This is a genomic window from Amycolatopsis heterodermiae (genome assembly GCF_034929455.1).
Lineage (GTDB): Bacteria > Actinomycetota > Actinomycetes > Mycobacteriales > Pseudonocardiaceae > Amycolatopsis > Amycolatopsis heterodermiae.
In genome coordinates, this window is sequence record NZ_JAYFSI010000005.1 from 375608 (window position 1) to 396530 (window position 20923).

Consider the following 20923-nt stretch of genomic DNA (forward strand, 5'->3'; position numbering starts at 1 on the left):
GCCACCACCTCGCCGGACCGGCCTCCGGCCACGGTTCAGACAGCGAGCGCGTCGGCCTCGACGTCGCGGCGGACGGCCACGTTGTTGTCGGCCTGGATGTCCGCCCAGCGGGTGCGGAGCTTCTGGAGATTGGCCGCGTACGGCGACAGCGACAGTCCCTTCACGACGTCGACCACGGCGAGGGTCTCCGCCGAGGTTAGGTCGATGCCTGCCTTGCTGACCGCCTTGTAGGGATCCGCGATCAGGTCCGGCAAGAACTTCTTCGCGTCCTTGCGCGCCACCTCCAGCACGAACTCGACCTTGCCGAGCGCATGGGCTAACAGCATTTCCTCTTCCTCCCTGGTGTGTCAGACGGCGAATGTCTTCATCACTTCGGTCGCGTACCGGATCCCGGCTTCGGTCAGGGTCCAGCGGCTGCCCCTCGTGGTCAGGTAGCCCGCCGCGACCAGCCGCTCCCGCTCGGCCGAGAGCGCGGTGTCCACGCTGACTCCGGCACGCCGCTCGAGCGGTGCGGTGTCGATGTCGATCATGCAGAGGCTCATGGCGAGATCTCGTCGCAGCTGGTCCTCGCCGCTCATCCGGATGCTCTTGCCGACCGGTGCGAGCCCTTCCGCGATCCTCCTTTCGTAGGCGGCGTGGATGACGTCGTTCTCCCACAGCTGCCCACCGGCCCGGCTGTAGGCACCCGGGCCGAGCCCCAGGTAGTCCGACCCGTCCCAGGTGGTGATCACGTAGTCGCACGCGTGCCCGGGCCGGCTGTACTCGGTGAGCGAGTACCGGGACAGCCCGGCGTCCTCCAGGCGCCGCAGGGTCGTCTCGCGCATCTCCTCGATCGCGTCCTCGGACGGACGCTCCGGTGCGTCGCCCTGCCGCAGCTGCCGGTCCAGCAGCTCGTCGGGGAACACGATCAGCGGGTAGACCGAGATGTGCGGGACTTCCAGCGCGATCGCCCGGTCGAGGCTTTCCTCCCAGTCCCGGGTGCTCTGGCCTGGCAGTCCGTACATCAGGTCGATGTGCAGGTTTTCGAAGCCCGCTTCCTTGGCCGCCCGCACCTGGGAGACCGCCATCGCCACGTCGTGCGAACGGTTCAGGCGGCGCAGGACGTCGTCCTGGAAGGCCTGGATGCCGATGCTGACGCGGTTCACGCCGGCTTCGAGGAGAACCTCGTAGTCCCCGGCGGACTTCGTGCCGGGCTCGCATTCGAGGGTGACCTCCGCGCCGCCGGAAAGGCCGAACCGGTCTCGCAGGTCCCGCAGGAACCTGACGATGTCGGCGTTCGGCAGCAGCGACCCCGTCCCGCCGCCGATGTAGACCGAGTGAACGGCGGCGGCCGAGAAGTCGTCGCGCGCCCGCACCAGGTCGAGCTCCCGCCACAGGTGATCGGCGAAGTTCGCCAGCGAGCCCCGCCTCAGCCGCTTGCGCTCGAAGGTGCAGAACGTGCAGATCTTCTTGCAGAACGGGACGTGGAGGTAAATCGAGTAGCGCTCCCAGCGCTGCGCCGGGACTTCCTCGTCGCGGTGCCACAGGAACTTCGGCGGGTGGTGGAAGACGTACGCCGCATCGTTTCGGGGCGGCGTCGCGGCGTCCGACGCCAGGACCTCTAGTGACGCCATGAGAAAATCCTTTCCGGAGGACTGCCGACGGGGCACGAATCAATGCACTCACGGCACTCGAGGTAGCTGCGTTCGGTCAGGGCGATGGCCTCGCTCTTCGGATTCCACGGCGCGGCGACGAGCTTCGAGCACGCCGCCGCGTTGAAGTCACCTGCGCTCAGCGCGTCGGCCGGGCAGTCCGTGATGCAGGCCATGCACTTGACGCAGACGTCTTCGGGATAGGCCGAGAGCGGGTCTTCTTCCAGCTCTCCGGGGGTGGCGAGTGCTTCGATCTGCAGCCAGCTGCCGTAGGTGGGGTGCAGGAGAAGGTTGTTCCACCCCCGGGTGCCGAGCCCGGCGAGCTCGCCCAGCTCGACCATCGAGACGCCGTTGGCGGTGTGCTCGCTCACGCTGAGGACTTCCTCGCCGGCCTCCCGCATCGCGGAGCGCGCCGCGTCGAAACCCAGTGCCAGCACGTAGTTCGCCATGAGCGAGCGCCGATCGCCGTGCCGGTGCCAGACCCACAGCCCCTCGTCGGTGATCGGGACCGCGTAGACGAGGACGGACCACCCCACCAGCTCGGCCAGCTTCGCCCGCGCCGCGGCCGGAGCCCGCTGCACATCGCGCTCCGATATCCGGCAAACCCCGTGAACGACGTCCGGGATGACGGTTTTCACCGCGTCCACCATCAACGCCCGACGCTGCCGTGGACTCAAGAGCCCTCCCCCGTATCCGACGATGCACCGGACGAGTCGACCATGACCGCGACCCCGGGTCCACGATTCTCAGCGGGCTTCTCTCCGAATGAGAACGCATCCACGTCACCGGAAACTCGTTGCCCGGCCAGCGAAAAGCCGCGCGTCCTCAGCACACCGGCGGTGCCGAGCACCCGGCCGAGCGCGGATGTCCTTTCGATGCGGCCGGGCAGGCTCGTGAGCAGTGTGTGCCGGGCCGCGGCCGCCCGGCGCCGGCGGGCCAGGGTGATCAGCGTGTCCCCGGGGCCCACCTCGAGGAAGGCCTTCGGCTCACCGTCCATCGCCGTCGACAGGGCATCGGCGAAGCGCACCGTCCGCCGCAGGTGGGAGACCCAGTAGCGGGGATCCCGGGCGTCGTCGTCGCCGACCGGCTCGCCGTTCGTGTCGGAGATCCACGGAACGGCGGGGGCACGCAGCTCCACGTCGCGGACGTGGGCGCCGAACTCCGCCAGCACCGGATCGAGCAGGTGGGAATGGGCCGGGCTGGAGATCCGGAGCCGGAGGCTCTCGACCCGCCGCTCGGCGAGCTCGGCCTCGAACCGCGCGATCACGGCCGGCGAGCCGGACACCACGCACTGGGTGGCGTCGTTGACCGCGGCCACCGAAAGTTCCCCGGGCAGCAGGGATCCGAGGTCGTTCTCGGGCAGGAAGACCGCGAGCATCGCCCCGGCCGGGAGGCTGCCCAGCAGCCGGCCGCGGGCGACCACGAGGGCCAGCGCGTCGGCGACGGACAGGACGTCCGCCGTGCAGGCCGCGGCGTAGGCGCCGAGGCTGTGGCCCAGCACGCACGACGGGGAGAGCCCCCAGGACCGCCACAGCCCCGCGAGCGCGTACTCCAGGGTGAACAAGGCGGGCTGGGCGGTCTCCGCCCCGTCGTGTGCCGCGGCGGAGGCCGGTTCTCCGAGCAGAACCCGCCGGACCGAGGCGCCGAGCCCCGGCTCGAGCGATCCCGCGCACTCGTCGACGCGGTCGCGGAACGCGGGCTGGTGCTCGTAGAGCTCCCGGGCCATTCCCGGGTACTGGCTCCCCTGCCCGGGGAAGAGAAAGGTGACCGGGAGCGGACCGGGGCTCGCGTCCACTGCACGCTCCTTCCGATGGTTCTGCGGCTCACGCCATCCGTTCCGCGACCCCGATCCACAGCGCTCGCAGCAGGAGCAGTGATTCGTGGTCGATCCGCTCGTCCACGCCGTGGAACATGGCGAAGTACTCCTCCGCCGGGATGGCCGTGCCGAACAGGCCGAACCCGTAGCAGGGCGAGCCGAAGGGCCGGACCCAGCGGCCGTCGGTGGTCGCCGAGCTCAGCGCCGGGACCATGCGCGCGCCCGGCATCAGTTCGTCGACGGTTTCCTGGAGGGTCGACCACAACGGCGTTTCCGCGGCGGACACCGCGCCGTCGCGCCAGCCGTAGAACTCCAGGTGGACGTCGGCACAGCCGGTGAAGAGCCCGGAGAGCGCCGCCTCGACCTCCTGCCGGGTCTCCCCGGGGAACACCCGGACGTCGAGGTGGATCTCCGCGGTCGAGGGGATCACGTTCTTCTTCCCGCCGGCGCGCACGATCGTCGGTGTCATGGTGGTCCGCGTGACCGAGTGGAAGTGCCGGGCCAGCCCGACCGGCAGCCGGTCGAGCGTCTTGTCGAACGTGTCCACCGTGGACAGCCCGGCCAGCCAGCCGGTGGGCAGGGCCATGCCCTCCGCGTAGCGCCGCCACAACGCGTCCAGTCGCGGTCCGGGCGCGTAGCCCCGCAACCGGTCGAGCACCTCGGGCAGCTTCATGAGCACGTTGTCGGTCCGGTAGGGGTACGCGCCGTGCCCGGGCGTGCCGCGGATCCGCACCGTGCAGCCGAGCGTGCCCTTTTCCCCGACGAAGCACTCGAGCTTGGTGCCCTGGTCGGTCGGCAGCGGGAACCCGCCCGACTCCGTCAGCACGGACCGGTCGCGGAAGTGTTCGGGGCGGTGGCGGGCGATCCAGCCGGCGCCGAGCCGGCCGCCCGCTTCCTCGTCGGCGACCGCGCAGAACGTGAGGTCGTGCCGGGGGCGGAAGCCACGCACGGCCAGGTGCCGCAGTGCCACGGCCATGCTCGCGGTCATGCCGAGCATGTCGATCGCACCGCGTCCCCAGACGGCGCCGTCGCGGTCGATGCCTTCGAACGGCGGGACGGACCAGTACTGCTCGTCGGCGGGCACGACGTCGGTGTGCCCCAGCAGGGTCAGCCCGCCGGCCGGGCCTTCGTGTCCGGGCAGGGTGGCGATCAGCGAGCCACGGCCCGGCTCGGGCTCGACGAGCTCCAGCCGGAGCCCTGCACCGTCGAGGTGGTCGCCGAGCAGTTCGGCGCTGGTCGTCTCGCCGACCTCGTCCGACGTGCCGTCGTTCACGCACCGGTTCCTGATGAGCGCGCTGACGAGTCCGGTGCACTCCTTGAGGATCGCGTCGTCTGACACCCGCGAGAACCCCCTTTTCGAACGCTCTTCCTTCCCGATGCCGACCTCAGCCGACCAGTGCCGGGGATGGCTCGTCCAGCATTATCAGTACAATTCTCGCTCGTCGAGAACGAGTTTTTCGATACCTTGACGAAATTGCGAAAACAGTGTTTGACTCCGGATCATGCTCGGCGAATTTCCCCAGCACGTGTCGTCGGTCGAGGCGTACGGAATGCAGCGCGAGATGAGCCTGCACGCGGAACCCGATGCGGCCGGCGACCCGGAGACCTCGCGCAGCGCGCCCGTCTTCGACGCGTACGCCATTTCCGGCGACCTGGACGCGGACGCGCTCCACCGCGCGGTCGAGCTCGTCCTCGCCGGTGCGGACGTGTTGCTCGGCCGGCTCACCGGGCGGGGACCGCGGGCGCGGTTCGTCCGCACGGCGCGGGCCGCGGGCGTCCCCGTCACCCGGGCCGACCTGCGGGGCTGCCCCGAGCACGCCCGGGAAAACCGGCTCGGTTACCTCCTCCACCACGCCTGGACCGGGTTCCGGGACCTCCAGAACGGACCGCTGGCCTCCGCGGTCCTCGTCCGGCTGGCGGAGCACGAGCACGTCCTGGCGGTCACCTTCGACCACACCGTCAGCGACCACACCAGCCTCGTCGGCGCCTACCGGCTGATCTCGGCGACCTACGACCGCCTCACCGAAGGGGCGGCCGCCGACGCCGGGCGGATCGCCAGGTCGCCCAGCTTCTTCGAGTTCGCCCGCGCGGCCGAGGACGACGGCGAGGGCCGTGCGAACGCCGCCGCTTTCTGGCGCGAGGCGGCCCGGGTACCGCCCGCGACCTTCGACTTCCCCGGCGGCAAGTTCCGCCCGTGGCGGGACCGCACCGCCGTCGCGAGCCCGGGAAAGCAACTCGCCGAGCGCGAGCTCCGCGAGCTCTCGTCCGCTTGCGCCCGCTTGGAGACCACGCCCAGCCACGTCTTCCTCGCGGCGATCACCCTCGTGGCAGCGGGGGTCACGGAGACTCCCTTCGCGCCGGTGGGTTACCTTCGCGGCGGCCGGCCGATCAGCCGGGCACCGGTGTTCGGACCGCTCTGGGAGACCGTGGCGACCTGCGACGTCCCCGAAGCGCACCACAAGTCCCTCGGCGAGTGGGCGCGTGCCTTCGCCGCGCGCAACATGGCGGCGCCGCCCCTGCGGGGACTGGCCCTGGTGGACTTCGTCGACCTCGACAGCGCCGTCGAGCTCAGACGGCTGTCGCTCAACACGTTGCGGCCGACCGGCACCGTGCCCTCGGCCCGGCTGCGCTGGAAACTGCTGGAGCTGCACCACATCCCCGAGCCGCCGGCCCACCCGGTGCGGGGCAACCGGCGGAACGTCCAAGCCCACCTGGCGTTGCACGAGAACGGCGTGTACGTCAGTCTGCGCCACGATCCCGGGGACCTGCCCGACGGCGGCCGGTACCTGGCCGCCCTGAGCCACGCCGTTCACCTCATCGCCGACGAGCCCGACGTGGAACGAGCGCGTGCCGCCGCGCGGGTCGCGCGGAAGCTGGAGGTCGGGCCGTGACGGAAGAACCGATCGACGAGCGGGTGGGCGCGCTCTGGACCCGGGTCCTCGGCATGGCCCCGGCGGGTCCGCACGACGACTTCCTCGAACTCGGCGGGGCATCGATGCTCGTCATCCGCTTCCTCGCCGCCGTGGAGACGGACTTCGGGGTCCGGATCCGGGTCGAGGACTTCCTCCGCGACTCCACGTTCGGCGCGACGGTGCGGGCCGTGTCGGCGCCCCGGGCCGGATGAGCACCGCGATCGTCGGGATGGCCTGCCGGTTCGCCGGGGCGGCCGGCTTGGCGGCCTTCTGGGACCTGCTGCTCCGCGCGGGCGACGGCGGAACCGATCTCGACGAGCCGGCCACCCCCGACCCGCGTTACGTGCCGCGCGGCTACTTCCTGGAGAACCCGACCGGCTTCGACGCGGAGTACTTCGGCATGACTCCCGAGGAGGCCGCCGCCCTGGACCCCGCCCACCGGCTGCTGCTCGAATGCGTGGACGAGGCCCTCGGCGACGCCTGCCACCAGGCGCCCGGCAGCAGGCCCACGGTCGGCCTGTTCGCGGCGTCGGCGCCCAGCACGTTCCGCGAGCGCCCGGTCGACGCCGATCCGACCCTGACCGCCCGATTCGGCGAGTTCGCGCTGCGCGCGATGAACGATCCGGCGGCGTTGACCGCCGGAGCGGCCTACCGGCTCGGGTTCACCGGTCCCTGCGTAACCGTCTCGACGGCCTGTTCGTCGGGGCTGACCGCGGTCCAGCTCGCCGGCCTCGCGCTGGAGCGGGGCGAGTGCGACATCGCGATCGCCGCCACGGTCGACCTCGTGGACCCCAGGCCGTCCGGGTACGCCCGCACGGCGGACGACGGCTTGCTCTCCTCCACCGGACGGCCCCGGAGCTTCGACGCGGCCGCGGACGGCACGGTCTTCGCCTCGGGGGCCGGCGCGGTGGTGCTGCGGCGGTTGCCGGACGCCCTGGCCGACGGTGACCACGTCTACGCGACGATCCGCGGCGCCGCGATGAACAACGACGGCGCGGCCCGGCTCAACTTCACCACGCCGAACTGGGACCGGCAGGAAGAGGTCGTCCGGCTGGCTCTGGACCGCGCGGACGTCGGGCCCGGGACGGTCGGGTTCGTCGAGTGCCACGCGCCCGGCACGCCCGTGGGCGACATGGTGGAGTTCCACGCACTGGCCTCGGTGTTCCGCGAGGTGCCGGCGGGGAGCACCTGCGTCGTCGGCTGCGTCAAACCCAACATCGGGCACGCCGGGGTCGCCGCGGGCATGGCCGGCCTGATCAAGGCAGCGCTGGCGGTCCGGCACGGGGTCATCCCGCCCACCGCCGGGTTCCGCACGCCCAGCCCGGACCTGCCGTTCGACGCGACGCCGTTCTTCGTGAACACCCGGCCGGTCCCGTGGCCGGCCGGTGACGGCCCGCGACGGGCCGGTGTCAGCGCCTTCGGCATCGGCGGGAGCAACGCCCACGTGGTCCTCGAGCAGGCGCCACCCCCGGACGACGGTGCCGAGGGGCCGTCCGTGCCGTGCCTGCTCCCCGTCTCGGGGCGTACCGAGGCGGCGGCGCTGACCGCACGCGACCGGCTCGAAAGCGCCCTCTTGGCCGGTGCCGAGGCCGTCACCGACGTGGCGTTCTCGTTGCAGGTCGGCCGGGTGCACCACCGCTGGCGAACCGCGCTCGTGCACAACGGCGAAGGGGGAGCGTGGAGCGCGGTGACCGAGGCCGGGCGCTCGCCCCGGATCGCGTTCGTGTTCCCCGGCGACTCCGGTGCCTACCCGGGGATGGGCCGGGAGCTCTACGAGACCTGGCCCGGCTACCGGGTGCACGCCGACGCCCGCGCGCACGCCACCGAGCCGCTCGCGGCCGGGTACGCCCTCGCCGGGCTGCTCGTTTCCTGGGGGATCGAGCCCAGCGTGGTGGCCGGCATCGGCACGGGACGGCTCGCCGCCGAGGCCGTCGCGGAGCGGCTCACGGCGGCGGAGGTCGTCGACGCCGGTGCGCCCCTGGCCGGCCGGGCCGACCTGCTCCTCATCCTGGGCCCCGGAGGGATTCCCGGCCCCTCTGCGGTCCCGGCGGTCACCGCGATGGCCGAGGGTGGCGAGTCTGCTGCACTGCTCGGCGCCGTGGCCCGCGCGTGGACGCTCGGGGCGGAACCGGACTGGCGGCGGTTGTGGCCGGACCGGCGGCCCCGGCGGGTGCCGTTGCCGCATTATCCGTACCAGCGCGTGCGGTGCTGACCCGTTCCGACGATGCGGGAACGCTGGTTTCGCCGAAAAGCGAACGATAATCTCCGAACGCAACGCCGGTACGGCTGGGGAGGAACCGTTGCCTTCACCCGACACATCCGAAAAGCTCGACACCCACCGGTTCGAGGTGATTTGCGAGGTCGAGCCGCCGACTCGCCCGGACCTGACCCGGGTGCGGCACCAGATCGGGGTGCTGAGCCAGGTGGCCGGTTCATTCCTGGTTCCCGACAACCACATCGGCCGGGCGACGGTGTCGAGCGTGGCGGTGGCCCGCGAGGTGCAGGCGATGGGAGCCCGGGGAATCGCGTGCCTGAACTCCCGGGACCGGAACCTGCTGGGTTTCCGGCGTGACCTGTTGACCGCGGCCGCCTACGGCGTGGAGCGCTTTCTGTTCGTCCACGGCGACAAGCCCAGCTCCGGCAGCCGGACCAGCGAGCTGACCGTGCGCGCGATGGCGGAGGAAACCCGGACGGCCACGGCGGACCCGGTCTTCGCCGGGTGCGGGCGGTTCGAGGTCGGCATGACGTCCGGCTTACGGCCGCTCCCGGCGTGGAAGGCCACCGCCGACTTCCTGTTCGCACAGATCAGCTTTTCCCTGGAGAACCTGCTGCGGTGGCGGGAGAGCGTCCGGCCGGCCGGCCGGGTCTACGCCGGGGTGATGGTCCTGGCCAGCGCGGCCATGGCCCGCAACCTCGCCGCGTCGATCCCGGACATCGCCATCCCGGACCGCCTGGTCGAGGCGGTCGAGGCGGACCGCGACGCCGGGGTCGAGGCCGCTTGCCGTCAGGTGCTGGCGATCCGGGACAGCGGCGCCTTCGACGGCGTGCACCTGGTGCCGGTGAGCCGGTACCGCCAGGTCGCCGCGCGGCTCGAAGCGGAGTTCGGGCCGCGCCGCGCCGCGCGGGCCCGTCAGTAACGCGCGCCCTCGACCCGGCCGGCGAGCGGGTCGAGGGCGGCGAGGTCGTCCGGGGTCAGCGTGAGGTCCACGGCCGCGGCGTTCTGCTCCAGCCACTTCACCCGCTTCGTCCCCGGGATCGGCACCACCGGGACACCGAGCCGGTCGGCTTGGGCGCGGACCCAGGCCAGCGCCACCTGCGCGGGCGTCGCGCCCCTCGCGGAGCCGACGGCACGGATCGTCTCGACGAGAGCCTCGTTCGCCGTCGCGGCGGCACCGGTGAACCGCGGCATCCGGGTCCGCATGTCCCGGTCGCCGCCGGGCCGGCCGACCGTCCCGGTCAAGAACCCCCGGCCGAGTGGTGCGAACGCGACGAGGGCGACGCCGAGCTCGCGCATGGTCGCCAGCGCCTGCGTCTCGACATCGCGCGTCCACAGTGAATACTCGCTCTGCACGGCGGTGATCGGGTGCACGGCGTGGGCCCGGCGCAGCAGCTCGCCGTCGACCTCCGACAGCCCGAGATGTTTCACCTTGCCCTCGGCGACCAGCTCCGCCATCGCACCGACGGTCTCCTCGATCTCGGCGGTCACCGGCGGCCGGTGCAGGTAGTAGAGGTCGATCACGTCGGTGTCCAGCCGGAACAGAGAGGTCTCGCACGACCGTTTCACATATGCGGCTTCGCCGCGAACGGTCCGGCGGGCGCCCCCGGCCGAATTGTCGATGCCGAACTTCGTCGCCAACCGCACTTCGTCCCGGCGCCCCGCGATCGCGCGCCCGACGAGGACCTCGTTGTGCCCGGCGCCGTAAATGTCCGCGGTGTCGAGAAACGTGATCCCGAGCTCGAGCGCCCGGTGAACCGTCGCGATCGACTCGTCCCAGTCCGGCCTGCCGTACCCGTCGCTCATCCCCATGCAGCCCAGTCCCTGCTCCGAAACGGTGAGCCCGCCCAGCACCGTCGTCATCGGTTCCCCCATTCGCGTCGTCCGCCACCGGCAACAATGGGGATTCCGGACTCCCCGGCGGCATCGTACCCACAATAGTTTGCCGGCGGCGGAGAACAGTGCGACCGGGAAAATCAAGCGATCCCGGCGGTTTTCCCGCGGTTTCCCAGAGGCTGGAATTTTGTCGACAGGGTCCAGACCACTCGGTAATTCTTGCTTGTGCAGAGATCGCGGCTTCACGCGCTCCACATCGCGGGGGTGGACATCATCGTGGAACGGCACGGATCACCCCGCCTGCTCGAGGTGAACGACCGGCCACTCGGGCTGAGCGCGATCCGGCACGCCGGTCTTTCCCCCGCGCAACGGCTGGCCCACGACCTGCGGGCGCACGCGGGCGACCGTGGCGAGGTGGGGGTCGTGCTCGCAGAGGCGTTCGCGCTGCCGCGCCCGGTCACCGTCCGGGGGCCCGTCCGGATCAGCGCACCGGCTTCCGGGGACGACGCGCGGATCGGCGCCGTCACCGCGGACCTCACCGCCTTCTCGGACGCGGTGACTTCGAAAGGGGGAACGGTGGTCTTCGCCGGGGCCACGGACCGGCCGCCACTCGCGCCGGGGACACCGGTGTGGAACCGGTCGACCCGCTCGCTCGGCCGGGAGTTCGCCGTGGTGAACTCCGCCGCGGCGTCGGCCGTCTGCGTCGACAAGACGGTGCTGCGCGGGCCCGAGGCGCGCGCAGCGGCCGCCGGTGCTCTCCACGTGCTGAAGCCGCGCTGGGGTTCTGGCAGCCGGCACGTCCACCGCGGCACGCTCGCCGAACTCGACGGGATCCGGCGCGCCCACCCGGGCGAGGTTTTCCTCTGCGAGCCCTGGATCGACGGCGCGGTGCTCCAGTGCGCCGGAAAGCCCTACCGGTTCGATCTGCGCGTCTTCGTGGTGGGCGGCCGCGCCGCGGGCACGGTGGTGCGGCGCGCCGCCGCCCCGGCCGTGGCACCGTTCGACGACTCGCCGCTGTCCTGGCTCACCACGACCGGTCCCGTCCTGAACGCCGTCGCCGGCGCGGACCGCCGCCCATCCGCGCGAGACGGGCTGGCACGGTTGCCCGGCACGTGGCTCGCCGGGGCGGCGGAACTCGCCGAAAGCACGGTCTCCGCCGCCGAGCGGGCCGCCGCGGGCGCCACCGCGGCGGGAGAACGCCCGGAATTCGGGCGCCTGCACGGCATCGCCGGCCGACTGGTGCCGGTCCCGCTCGGGTTCGCGGAGGCGGGGAGCTGATTTTGCGGTTGCGCACTGGGGATTTCCGCTGAGCACGACGGCGGTCGGGGGCGATCATTCGCCAGTCGAACAGGGGGTAGTGCGGATGAGCGCGCGCGAGACGTCATCCCTGATCCGGGGACTTCGGATTCTCGAATCCATCGCTGTCGCGGGCAAGACGAACGTCGAGGACCTCGCCGCACGCACGGGCGTGCCGATCTCCACGGCCTACCGGTACATGCGCAGCCTCCGCGAGCACGACTACCTGACCGAGTCCGGCGGGCTCTACTCGCTGGGCACGCGGTTCGCGCTGGATCCCCACCGGGGCGGCTCGGGGCACCTGGTCCAGATGGCCGACGCGGTGCTCCGGTCGCTCCGGCAGCGCACCGGGCAGACCGCGGTGCTCACCGTCCGCGTGGGCAGCTCCGCGCTCTGCCTCGACCGGGCGGTCTCCCCCACCCCGGACTACGCGCCGCCACGGGGCACGGTCCTCGCGCTCGACGCCGACGCCAGCACCACTCCGCTGCTCGCTTTCGCCCCCGCCTCGCTGGTCCAGGACATCGCGGACCGGCAGAACCGGAGCGCCGAAAGCATCTTCGGCAAGCTCGGGCTCATCCGCGAACGCGGCTGCGACGTGACCCGCGGGCGGCCCACGCCGGACACCGTCGTGGTCGGGGCGCCGGTTTTCCGCGAAGGCCGGTGCGTGTGCGCGGTGAGCGTGCTCGGCCCGGGACGGGCACTGCACGGCGCGGCGCTCGACCGCGTCGTGCGGATGGTCCGGGACGCCGCCGGGCACTTGACCGGGGATCTGGCCTCCGCCGACGGCGCGGTCGCCTGGATCGCCTTGGAGAACCAGGGATGAACGATCGGATGACCTTCGAACCGGTTTCCGGGAGCGAACCGTCCACCACCACCCGGACGACGGCGTGAGCGGGGTGCCGCTCGTCGCGGCCACGGTTCCCGAGCTGCTCCGGCGCCGCGCCGCGGCGGAACCGGACGCGGCCGCCGTCATCGACCCGCGAGGCCGGGTGCTGCGGCCCGGCCCGTGGCTGGCCGAGGCCGAGAGGCTGGCCCGCGGACTGGTCCACCGGGGCGTCCACGCCGGCGACTTCGTCTGGCTCGTCGCGGCGGAGGAGGACTACCGGGACTTCGCGGTCGCGTACCTGGCGGTGCTGCTGGCGGGCGCGGTCGCCGTCCCCGTGTCCGCCGGCGACCACGCTCCGGCACTTCGGGCCCACCCGAGGCTGCGCGACGCGTTCACGCTCTCCTTCGGCAGCGGTCCCGGTGTCGCGTTCGCCGACCTGGCGGCCGGGCCGGAAGCGCCCGGACCCCTGCCCGGGATCCGGCCGGACATGCCGGCGGAGGTCTCGTTCACCTCCGGCACGGAGGGCGAGCCGAAAGCGGTCGTCTCCTACCACGAGACCCTGTGCAGCACCTACGCGTCCGAGGCCCTCACCTCCCAGCCGCAGCAGGGCAGCCGGTTCCTGCTCGCCCTGCCCTTCGGGCACACCTTCGCCCAGACGATCTTCATTGACGCGCTGCAGACCCTGGGCGCCGAACTCCACGTGCTGTCCGGGTTCGAACCCCGCGCGTTCGTCGCCGAGCTGGGCAGGCGGTCCATCGCCGTGACCTTCCTCGTCCCGTCGATGCTGGAGATCCTGATGCGGGAGCCCGAGCTGGACTGGGCCGGCGCCACCGCGCTCGAGGTCGCCTGCGTCTCGGGAGCCGCGGTCCGCCGGGAAGCCCTGGACTTCCTCGCGAGGCAGGTGCCGCACGCGACCGTGGTCAACTCCTACTGCGGCACCGAGGTCTGGCCGGCCGGCACCGACTGGGTCTACCGGCCCGACGAGCCGGTGTCGGCCGGATTGCCCTGGGAAGGAAGGGAAATCCGCGTCACCGGCCGGGACGGCGAGCCGCTGCCGCCCGGTGAAGTGGGGACGCTGAGCATGGCTTCGCTCGGCGTCCTGCCCCGCACGCCGCTCGAGGACGGGGGCAGGCCCGAGCGCGGCCGCTGGATCCGCACCGGGGACCTGGCGTCCATCGGCGCCGACGGCAGGCTGACCATCGTCGCCCGGGCCGGTGACGTGTTCGACTGCGGCGGCGTCCTGATCTCTCCGGAGGAGCTGGAAGCGGTGCTGCTGGACCACCCGGCCATCACCGACGCCGCGGTGGTGCCGGCCGCCCACCCGACGTTGCAGGCGATCCCGGTCGCCCTGGTCGTCACCGCGCGGCCGGTCGAACCCGCCGACGTCCTCGCCTTCGCCCTCGACCGGCTCGGCCCGGAGCGGGCGCCGCGGTCGGTGCGGCTCGTGCCCGCGGCGCCCGGGATTCCCCGCAACCGCGCCGGGAAAGTCCTCCGGCGGGAGGCCGCCGCGCTCCTGGACCGCTTGGCCGGGGCGGAGTTCACCGCCGATCACCGGTCGGTCGAGCTGTACCTGGCGACCACGCTCGGCGATCTGCTGGGCGCGCCGGCGCGGCCGGGCAACTTCTTCGAGCTCGGCGGCGACTCCCTCACCGCCCTGAAGCTGTGCCTGCGGCTCCAGGCCGACCACGGGATCCGGCTGGACGCGCGGCTGATCCGGGAACACCCCGAGCTCGGCGATCTCGCGAAAGCGATCACCGGCACCGACCGGCTCCGATGAGCCCGGCCCCACGCTCGCCGGGAAAGGACGGTGGCATGCTCTCGACCCGCCGCGTGCCGCGGCTGCTGGAACCATTCGGATCGCGGGCGTTCGCCCAGCTCTGGGTGAGCCAGGTGCTCAGCCGCGTCGGTGACGGCATCTTCAGCGTCACGCTCGTGCACGTCCTGGTCGCCGAGCGCGGTTCCGCGGTGGACTTCGGCGCGCTGCTCGCCGCGCAGAGCCTGGTCGGCCTGCTCCTGCTCGTGTACGGCGGGGTCGTCGCCGACCGGTTCAAGCGCACCCGGGTGATGGCGGGCGCCGACCTGCTACGCGGGACGGCCGTGCTCGCCATGGTCTTCGTCCCCGTTGACGGGCCGCTGTGGCTCTGGGGCGTCCTCACCTGCGTGGTCGGCGCGGGCGGTGGCCTGTTCCGGCCCGCGTACTCCGCGGTGGTCCCCACCCTGCTCCCCGAGCGTGACCTCGAGGCGGGCAACGCGCTGCGGTCGATCGGGTCCCGCGCGGCCATGATCGCCGGGCCCGCCCTCGGCGGGCTCGTCGTGCTCGTGGACAGCGGGCTGGCCTTCGGCTTGGACGCGGCGACCTTCGCCGTCAGCCTGGTGATGCTGCTGGGCATCGTGGAGCCCGCCCTCGCGGCCGGCGGCCCGCGCCGGAACGTCGCGGTCGAAGCGTGGCTGGCGATCCGGGCCGTGCGCGAGCGACCCTGGATCGCGGCGACCATCTGCTCCGGCGCGGTCCAGATCCTCCTCGTCATCGCTCCGCTGACGGTGCTCCTGCCCTTGGCGCTGCACGATCGGGGCCAGGACGGGTGGTTCGGGTTCCTGACGTCCACCATGGCCGTGGGAGCGGTGCTCGGCATGGTCACGGCCGCGCCCCGGCGACCCGCGCGGCCGGGTACGACGGCCATGCTCGGCACGCTCACCCTCGGCCTTCCCCTGACGTGCTACCTGCTTCCGACGCCGCTGTGGCTGCTCGGCGGAGCCCTGTTCGCCGCCGGTTACGGCTCCATCCTCTTCACCGTGTACTGGCCGTCGGCGTTGCAGCGGGCGGTCCCGGTGAACCTGCGCGCGCGGGTCTTCGCGCTGGACGAGCTGGGCGCCTACCTCCTGCAGCCGGTGGGGCTGGCGCTGACGCCGCTGGTGGTGACCGCGGCGGGGTTCCGGCTGCCCGTCGTGATCGCGATCGCGGCCCTGGCCGTGACCGCGCTGCTGCCCCTGGCCGTCCCCGGGGTGGCGCGTTTCTCCGACGTGGAAGGTGTTCGCACGGAACCGGGACGCGGCCGATGAAGAGCGCGATCCTCTTCGGTGCCGGCGCCGACATCGGCAGCAACCTGCTCGGGCGCAACGATCCGGAGCGCGACGGGTTCGCGATCACCGACGTCGTCACCCGGCACATCACCGCCGATCCCGAGCTCGCGTCGCTGTCGTCGCTCACCCAGCTCTACGGGCGGCTGCTGCTCGCGGACCCCACGCTGCTCGGGCGGCTCACCACGGACGAGGCCGGCTCGCGGCTGGTCATCGACGGCCGCCCGGTCACCGTCCACTTCGGCGAGCTCGAGGACGACTCGATCTTCGAGCTGGGGTGGTTCGACCTGGCCATCCTGGCGACGCACCGCGCGCACATCAGGTCGCCGGAAACGCTTGCGCGGCTCGGCAGGCTCGCCGACCGAGTGGTGGGCCTGGCGGAAAACCCGGCGCTTCCCGCGCTCTACCCACCGCTGGCCGGGGCCGACACCCGGCTGCTGGGCCTCACCGAGCCCGTGCCGGACACCGGGCGCGGCTACGCGCTGGGCAGCTGCCAGAGCGTGGGCTGGGCTGTCCAGCTGCGTGGCCTGCTCGAAGCCGCCGCGCTCGCCGGGCTGGACGACCTCGGGCTGGTCCGGGCGGAGGTAGAGGTCGTGCACCCCGACACGGCGTCGAGCCGGTTGGGCACGCAGGGCATCGGCGCGCGGCGGGAGGACGCCCGGGACAACCTCCGGCCGGGCTTCTCCCAGCTCCAGTCCACCATGCTGCGGGTACCGGGCATCTCGGCGCTCAACACCGTCTCCCTGCGGGTGCTCACGCAGCCGCCGGGTTACCAGGTGTGCCGGTTCTTCGTCCGGGCCCGCCTCGACGCCGACACGGTCCGGGCCGGCTTCGCGCGGGCGGCCGCGCTGCTGCCGGACGTCGTCGGGACCACCGACCTCCCGATCGGGTCCCGGGCCTTCTCCCGCTCCCCCGCGGCGGCCACCGTCATCACGGCGGACAGCCACCTGAAGGTCGTCGGCGACGTGCTGCCCGGCTCGGGCATCACCGAGGTCGTCACCCAGGCGTACGTGCACAACACGACCGGCTACTGCACCAGCGTGCTGGCCGCCGGGCGGCTGCTCGTCACGAGTCCGGAGCGCACGACGCTGCTGCCGCCGCTGCGGGCGAGCGCGTGACGGACGAGCCGGCCCCGGCCGGTGCCGGCACTCCGGCGACGCTGCGCACCCGCACGCTGGCGATGCCCGATCTCCCCTTCACCGCGGTCGCCCACCGGGGCGAGCCGCCGGAAACCGGGACGGAAACCCTGCTGCTGGTCGAGCGCTCGCTGTCGTTCGGCGCGGTGCGGGTCGCGCTGGAGGACGCGCGGGTGGCCGGCATCGTCGTGGGCGACCCGTACGTCCCCGACCACGCCCGGAAGATGCTCCGCGAGGGTGGCAAGGCGCTCGTCCGGTGCGACGAAGACCTGTCGGCCGTCGTCGACGGCGCCCGCTACCAGGTGGACGAGCACGGCCTGATCGACCTCGGCCGGCTGCCCGTCCCGGTCAGCGCGATCTGCTCGTACTTCACCGACGACACCGAACGGCTCTACCAGCGGTGGAACGTCCGCGACGTCGGGTACTTCCGGCTGAAGTTCTGCCTCTTCCGGCTCTACGCAGAGGAGCCCTCCGCCTACGCGAAACCGGACCTCATCGCCGACCAGCTGACCGGGGAACTCGAGCGGCTGGCCCGGCGGGGGTGGCGGCGGGTCCGGCTGGTCCTGTCCGATCCCACCACGAGCGAGCTGCGCGAGCTGGGCATCGACGTCCCCCGGGAGGCCAACCCCGAGCTCGGCGCCAGGGGCCCGCGCGAGGCTCAGCGCTGGTGGCCCGAGCTGCAGGCGATCGACGCGCTGCTGCGGGCCCACCCCGAGCTGGAGGTCGAGGTGAGCATCCCCTTCGTCTCCAGCATCGCCGAGTACGAGCTGGTCGCCGACATGGTCCGGACCGAGGGGCTGACCGGCCGGATCCGCCTCGGGTTCACGCTGGAGGTCCCGGCGATGGTGTACGCGCTGCCCGAACTGATGGCCCGGTGCCGCCCCGCCTTCGTCGCGGTCGGCACGTCGGACCTGTTCGCCTTCGTCAACGCGATCGACCGCAGCCACAGCACCCTCAAGGTCGATCCGTTCAGTGCGGTCAACCGGCAGGTGGTCACCCAGATCGCCACGGCGGCCGCGGAGCTGGGTGTCCCCTTCTTCTTCTGCGGCGAGCTGCGGCACAGTCCGGCCGCGCTCCGCGAGTTCGTGGCCCGGGGGTGCACCGAACTCATCGCCGGTCCCTCGGCGATCGAGCTCGCTCGCATGGTCCGCGCCTCGGCCGAGCGGAAACAGGACGGCGAAAGGGTTCCTTGACCGCCGGGGCGGTTCACCCGCAGTCCCGGCGGTCGTCGCCCGGTGACGGGCTCAGAGGTAGCCGATCCCGGTGCGCCCACAGCCGTCGGCCGATCGCCGGTCCGGGTTGAGCCGGACCTCGGTGACGCCACGGCGTGTCTCCCAGGGCCCGCTCGGCGGCGAGTACGGCGACCAGCACCCACCCGATGCGACACCCGAGCAAGGCCTCATCCTCGCTGCGCACCCCACCCGCAGCGAACGGTTTCACCGGTCGTAGCGAACTCCGCCTCGACAACAATGCGCTCGAGAGCGTCACCATTACCGCCGGGCACCGCCGGCTCGGCTACGCCGGTTTCGGCGGCGACCCCGATGCCTGGGAAATCCGTCGCGCCGAAGCCGGTCGATCACCGAAGTGGACTTCTGCCCCGAGGAACACAAGCAGCTGTTCGAGGCCCCGCACGGCGGACTCCGGGTCGGTCCGGGCGGGCGCCGGCGTGGATCTGGCGGGTCTCGAAGGTGCTCACCCGCGCTCCGCCAGCACGTCGCCCCACCAGCGCTGCGCAACCTTCGGGTGCGACCGCAGCCAGCCGACCAGCGCGTTCTCCCCGAACGCCGCGTGCAGCGGGTTGTCCGCGTCCTCGCTGACGCCCTTCGCGTCCGCAGCCAGCTCCGGCGGGAGCCGCAGCGGTTCGACGACAGCGTCGAGCCGGGGCCCGAGGAAGAACGGCACCGAGAACCGCTCGATGCCGGCCGGCGGGCTGACGACGCGGTGCCGGGTGGCCGTCAGGTAGCCCTGGGTCGCGATCTCGAGCATTTCGCCGATGTTGAACACGAAGCTGCCCGGGATCGGGGTGGCGTCGATCCAGCTGCCGTCGGCCGCCTGGACCTGCAGCCCGCCGATCTCGTCCTGCTGCAGCAGGGCCAGGTAGCCGTAGTCCTTGTGCGCGCCCACACCCTGGTCCTGCTCGGCCGACGGCCGTCCGGGATACCTCAGGATCTTCACGTGCGTGGACGCTTCTTCGTCGAACCACGCGTCGAAGTAGTCCTCGTCCTGGCCCAGCGCCGCGGCGAGCGCGCGCAGCACCTCGCGGCTGACGCGCAGGGCTTCGGCCTGCCATGCGAGGGTGATCTCCCGGAGTCCGGGAAGCGCTTCCGGCCACTGGTTGGGACCAATGAGCCGCTGCCACGCCGGCCCGCCGGGCGCGACCGGGTCCCGTTCCGGGCCGATGTCGATCTGCTCCCGCCAGTCCGGCGACCCGCCGGTGTACTCGTGACCGGTCCGGGTGTATCCACGGAACTGCGCGGAACGGATGTTCTCGATCGCCAGCCGCTCCTCGGCCGGCAACGCGAAGAACTGCTGGGCCGCGTCGAAGATCCCACTGGTCAGCCGCTCGGGCACACCGTGGCCGACGACGTAGAAGAAGCCCACTTCGTGCGCGGCGCGGCGCAGCTCGGCCAGGAACTCGGCGCGGTCCGCGGCGGGGTCGCGGAAGCGCGAGATGTCGATCAGCGGCAGGACGGTGGCCGCCCCGGATTCCTCGAGCGTCGTCACGTCGGGCAGCCTAAGCCGCCTCGGCGCCCGGGTCGGGCGTTCCCACATCGCGGACACGCGGGGGCCCGACGCCGGCTTTTGTCCAGGGCGTCCAGTCCGCGGAAACCTCCTTTCGTCGCACGGAAAGCGCTTGCCCAGCGCCGATACGGAGCCGTAAAACCAGCCGCAAAACCGCAAAAACCCGTGACTGCCGAAGAAACACCCGGCGACCTAACTTCGGAGTCGGAGAAACCCACCTTCCCCGAGGAGCAGGAATGCGCGCAGCGAGATCCGTCGGAGCCGCCGTCGCCGTCACGGCAGCCGTCGTCCTGACCGGAGTCACCCCCGCCCAGGCCGCAGAAGGCATTGTGCTCGGCGCGGCCGACGCCAACGCCGTCACCGGCAGCTACATCGTCGTGCTCAAGGACAACGCGACGAACCGCGGCGACCTGGCCCGGCGCTACAGCGGCACCGTCGACCGGGTCTACACGCAGAACCTCGCCGGGTTCTCGGTGCACCTGGACGAAAAGCACGCCAAGCGGCTCGCCGCCGACCACGCGGTCGCGTTCGTCGAGCAGGACAAGACCGTGCGCACCGAGGCCGTGCAGCAGAACCCGCCGTCCTGGGGCCTGGACCGGATCGACCAGCGGAACCTGCCGCTGGACAGCAAGTACACCTACGCCACCACGGCGTCGAACGTGAACGTCTACGTGCTCGACACCGGCATCCGCGCGACCCACCAGACCTTCGGCGGCCGCGTGCACCAGGGCTACGACTTCGTCGACAACGACACGAACGCCGACGACGGTTACGGGCACGGCACGCACGTCGCCGCGACCATCGCCGGGTCGCAGTACGGTGTCGCGAAGGGTGCGCAGCTGTACCCGGTGCGCGTGCTCGGCTCCGACGGCAGCGGCACCACCGCCGGCGTGATCGCCGGCGTCAACTGGATCACCTCCCACGCCCAGAAACCGGCCGTCGCCAACGCCAGCCTCGGTGGCGGGGTCTCGACCGCGCTCGACACCGCCGTCCGCAACTCGATCGCCTCCGGTGTCACCTGGGCGGTCGCGGCCGGGAACTCGAACGCGAACGCCTCGACGTCGTCGCCGGCCCGGGTGGCCGAGGCGATCACGGTCGCCGCCGCGGACAAGACCGACACCCGCGCGTCCTTCTCCAACTACGGCGCCGGGGTCGACCTGTTCGCTCCGGGAGTCGGCATCACGTCGGCGTGGAACACCAACGACACCGCCACCTACACCGGCAACGGCACGTCGTTCGCCTCCCCGCACGTCGCCGGCGCGGCGGCGCTCTACCTGGCCACCCACACGACGGCAACCGCAGCCCAGGTCGCGCAGGCCCTGATCACCGCCTCGACCCCGAACCTGGTCAAGAACCCGGGCAGCGGCAGCCCGAACCGGACGCTCTACGTCACCCCCTGACCGCCGCCACGAAAGGAAGGTGTGGCCCCGGCACC

General features: G+C 72.3%; 18 protein-coding genes. 11 read left to right on the top strand and 7 right to left on the bottom strand.

Annotated elements, in window-relative coordinates; genetic code table 11:
• Nucleotides 1–35: 35 nt before the first annotated feature.
• From VA596_RS23925 to VA596_RS23945, 5 genes are read right to left on the bottom strand one after another with little or no spacing between them, the layout of a single operon-like run.
• Nucleotides 36–326 (bottom strand): hypothetical protein, encoded by a 291-nt coding sequence (locus VA596_RS23925; protein ID WP_323330186.1) that lies wholly within the window; start codon nucleotides 324–326, stop codon nucleotides 36–38.
• 21 nt (nucleotides 327–347) lie between these two features.
• Nucleotides 348–1613 (bottom strand): radical SAM family heme chaperone HemW, encoded by a 1266-nt coding sequence (hemW, locus tag VA596_RS23930; protein ID WP_323330188.1) that lies wholly within the window; start codon nucleotides 1611–1613, stop codon nucleotides 348–350.
• Nucleotides 1601–2284, bottom strand: coding sequence for a hypothetical protein (locus VA596_RS23935; protein ID WP_323330190.1), 684 nt, complete (start codon nucleotides 2282–2284; stop codon nucleotides 1601–1603). The genes hemW and VA596_RS23935 overlap by 13 nt, the downstream gene beginning before the upstream one ends.
• A gap of 20 nt (nucleotides 2285–2304) precedes the next feature.
• Nucleotides 2305–3426, bottom strand: a complete 1122-nt coding sequence (locus VA596_RS23940; protein WP_323330192.1) for an acyltransferase domain-containing protein — start codon at nucleotides 3424–3426, stop codon at nucleotides 2305–2307.
• 28 nt (nucleotides 3427–3454) lie between these two features.
• Entirely contained in the window at nucleotides 3455–4786 is a 1332-nt protein-coding gene (locus VA596_RS23945; protein WP_323330194.1) for a M20/M25/M40 family metallo-hydrolase, read from the bottom strand.
• Between the two features lie 163 nt (nucleotides 4787–4949).
• Here VA596_RS23945 and VA596_RS23950 point away from each other — a divergent pair, with 163 nt between their 5' ends.
• The 4 genes from VA596_RS23950 (at nucleotide 4950) to VA596_RS23965 (ending at nucleotide 9496) form a co-directional block, all read left to right on the top strand.
• On the top strand, nucleotides 4950–6338 hold the full coding sequence (locus VA596_RS23950) for a condensation domain-containing protein (RefSeq protein ID WP_323330195.1): 1389 nt from the start codon (nucleotides 4950–4952) through the stop codon (nucleotides 6336–6338).
• Nucleotides 6335–6571, top strand: coding sequence for an acyl carrier protein (locus VA596_RS23955; RefSeq protein ID WP_323330197.1), 237 nt, complete (start codon nucleotides 6335–6337; stop codon nucleotides 6569–6571). The genes VA596_RS23950 and VA596_RS23955 overlap by 4 nt, the downstream gene beginning before the upstream one ends.
• The gene (locus tag VA596_RS23960; RefSeq protein WP_323330199.1) at nucleotides 6568–8571 is read left to right on the top strand and encodes a beta-ketoacyl synthase N-terminal-like domain-containing protein; all 2004 of its coding nucleotides are present in this window, start codon (nucleotides 6568–6570) and stop codon (nucleotides 8569–8571) included. Before VA596_RS23955 ends, VA596_RS23960 begins: the two co-directional genes overlap by 4 nt.
• An 88-nt stretch (nucleotides 8572–8659) precedes the next feature.
• A complete protein-coding gene (locus tag VA596_RS23965) occupies nucleotides 8660–9496 on the top strand; it encodes a methylenetetrahydrofolate reductase (RefSeq protein WP_323330201.1) in 837 nt (278 codons plus the stop codon).
• Here VA596_RS23965 and VA596_RS23970 read toward each other — a convergent pair.
• Nucleotides 9490–10437, bottom strand: coding sequence for an aldo/keto reductase (locus VA596_RS23970; protein ID WP_323330203.1), 948 nt, complete (start codon nucleotides 10435–10437; stop codon nucleotides 9490–9492). The genes VA596_RS23965 and VA596_RS23970 overlap by 7 nt on opposite strands.
• 237 nt (nucleotides 10438–10674) lie before the next feature.
• Between VA596_RS23970 and VA596_RS23975 the strand changes: the two genes are divergently transcribed.
• The 6 genes from VA596_RS23975 (at nucleotide 10675) to VA596_RS24000 (ending at nucleotide 17939) form a co-directional block, all read left to right on the top strand.
• Entirely contained in the window at nucleotides 10675–11688 is a 1014-nt protein-coding gene (locus VA596_RS23975; RefSeq protein WP_323330205.1) for a hypothetical protein, read from the top strand.
• Nucleotides 11689–11773: 85 nt separating this feature from the next.
• The gene (locus VA596_RS23980) at nucleotides 11774–12529 is read left to right on the top strand and encodes an IclR family transcriptional regulator (protein ID WP_323330207.1); all 756 of its coding nucleotides are present in this window, start codon (nucleotides 11774–11776) and stop codon (nucleotides 12527–12529) included.
• Between the two features lie 64 nt (nucleotides 12530–12593).
• Nucleotides 12594–14309, top strand: a complete 1716-nt coding sequence (locus VA596_RS23985) for an AMP-binding protein (protein WP_323330209.1) — start codon at nucleotides 12594–12596, stop codon at nucleotides 14307–14309.
• A 35-nt stretch (nucleotides 14310–14344) separates the two neighbouring features.
• A complete protein-coding gene (locus VA596_RS23990; RefSeq protein WP_323330210.1) occupies nucleotides 14345–15592 on the top strand; it encodes an MFS transporter in 1248 nt (415 codons plus the stop codon).
• Nucleotides 15589–16728 carry a hypothetical protein gene (locus tag VA596_RS23995; protein WP_323330212.1) on the top strand — a complete coding sequence of 380 codons (1140 nt, stop codon included), beginning with the start codon at nucleotides 15589–15591 and terminating at the stop codon, nucleotides 16726–16728. The genes VA596_RS23990 and VA596_RS23995 overlap by 4 nt, the downstream gene beginning before the upstream one ends.
• Nucleotides 16725–17939, top strand: coding sequence for a putative PEP-binding protein (locus VA596_RS24000; protein WP_323330213.1), 1215 nt, complete (start codon nucleotides 16725–16727; stop codon nucleotides 17937–17939). Before VA596_RS23995 ends, VA596_RS24000 begins: the two co-directional genes overlap by 4 nt.
• A 499-nt stretch (nucleotides 17940–18438) precedes the next feature.
• Here VA596_RS24000 and VA596_RS24005 read toward each other — a convergent pair whose 3' ends face one another.
• Nucleotides 18439–19470, bottom strand: coding sequence for an isopenicillin N synthase family dioxygenase (locus tag VA596_RS24005; protein WP_323330215.1), 1032 nt, complete (start codon nucleotides 19468–19470; stop codon nucleotides 18439–18441).
• Between the two features lie 254 nt (nucleotides 19471–19724).
• Here VA596_RS24005 and VA596_RS24010 point away from each other — a divergent pair, with 254 nt between their 5' ends.
• Nucleotides 19725–20888: a S8 family peptidase gene (locus VA596_RS24010; protein ID WP_323330217.1), complete on the top strand. Its 1164-nt coding sequence runs from the start codon at nucleotides 19725–19727 to the stop codon at nucleotides 20886–20888.
• Nucleotides 20889–20923 lie beyond the last annotated feature (35 nt).